The organism is Arthrobacter echini (assembly GCF_004803505.1).
GTDB lineage: Bacteria > Actinomycetota > Actinomycetes > Actinomycetales > Micrococcaceae > Arthrobacter_D > Arthrobacter_D echini.
Genome location: NZ_SSWH01000037.1, coordinates 1 through 1,450 on the forward strand (window position 1 = coordinate 1; position 1,450 = coordinate 1,450).

Here is a 1,450-nt window from a genome sequence, read left to right on the forward strand (position 1 = left end):
GGCAGGTTCAACTGGTCGTTGCAACACCGGGTTGTTGGAATAACTGTAACTGCTCACTGAATACCTCGGCCGGCGTCTTCCAGCCGAGGGTTTTTCTGGGCCGGTTGTTCAGGGCGAGAGCGACGGCTTCGAGGTCTTCAGCGGACCATCGGGACAGGTCGGTACCTTTGGGGAAGTACTGGCGTAGCAGCCCGTTGGTGTTCTCGTTCGTCGGTCGCTGCCACGGCGAGTGAGGGTCCGCGAAAAACACTTTCGTGCCGGTATCAAGAGTGAACTGGGCGTGCGCGGACAGTTCCTTCCCGCGGTCCCAGGTGAGAGTCTTGCGGAGCTGTTCGGGCAGTTTCGTCATCGACACCGTGAGCGCGGCGTTCATCGCGACCGCACCGTACCCGCCGAGCGATGGGCCGTTTTTCACGGGTGGTTTCTCGCCCCAGCCCTCCAGCCGGGGCAGATGCACCAGCAGCGTGGAGCGGCTGCTGCGCTCGATGAGCGTGCCTATCGCGGATCGGCCGGTCCCGATGATCAGATCACCTTCCCAGTGCCCAGGAACAGCACGGTCCTGGGCCTCGGCGGGCCGTTCGCTGAGGACGACATCGGCGCTGACATGACCCTGCGGCTTGTTCCGCGATCGTGCGCGAGGCTCCCGTAGCGCACGTCCGGTACGCAGGCACGTGACCAGCTCCCGCTTGAGCGCCCCGCGTCCTTCGATGAACAGCGACTGGTAGATCGCCTCGTGGCTGATGCGCATGGACTCATCATCCGGGAACTCGACGCGGAGCCGGTGGGAGATCTGCTCCGGACTCCACGCTATCGACCACCGCCTGTCAGCCCGATGCGGTTTGTTCAAGCCCTTCCAGACTGGCGTTTCGGGGCCGGGAATGGCCGTGCCATCGGGTCTGCGAACGCTCCCGTCGAGCCGTTCCTGCACGTACCCGCGCAGTCGCGGGTTCATCACAAGTTTCGCTTTCTTCGGCCGCTTAGCCGCGATCTCGGCTTTCCACTGCGCCGTGGAGGCCCGATATCCCGGGTTCGTGCTCCGGGTGGCCGCATTGCGGCGAAGCTCACGCGAGATCGTCGAAGCATCACGCCCTATTCGCCGGCCAATCTCCCGAGGTCCATGGCCTTGAGCCCGCAGTACCGCGATCTCCTCGCGCTCAACGAAGGACAGATACCGGCCCGTCAGCTCGGTCAAACTCATCGGTGGCATGCCACCACCTTCACGGAACCAGCGGCCCCCGATGACTTCAGACACGCCGACGGCCTTCGCGGCCTCGGCCGTCCGCAGACCTCGACTGATTTGTTGCCAGAATTCACGCTCAACCCGCCGCGGGAAACCCCACCGGCCAGGTGAACGCATCTTCGGACGCTGCGCACGATCTGCAGCTTGCTGTCGTCTTACCATCAAACACCTTCCGCTTGAGGTGTTGCGACAACCGATTGAATCCGCCTT

The 1,450-nt window shown here is 63.7% G+C and carries 1 protein-coding gene; it reads right to left on the bottom strand.

Translation table 11 applies throughout. From position 1 onward, the window contains the following. Positions 1-7 precede the first annotated feature (7 nt). Positions 8-1,402 carry an IS30 family transposase gene (locus tag E8P82_RS14920; protein ID WP_211096898.1) on the bottom strand — a complete coding sequence of 465 codons (1,395 nt, stop codon included), beginning with the start codon at positions 1,400-1,402 and terminating at the stop codon, positions 8-10. Positions 1,403-1,450: the final 48 nt, after the last annotated feature.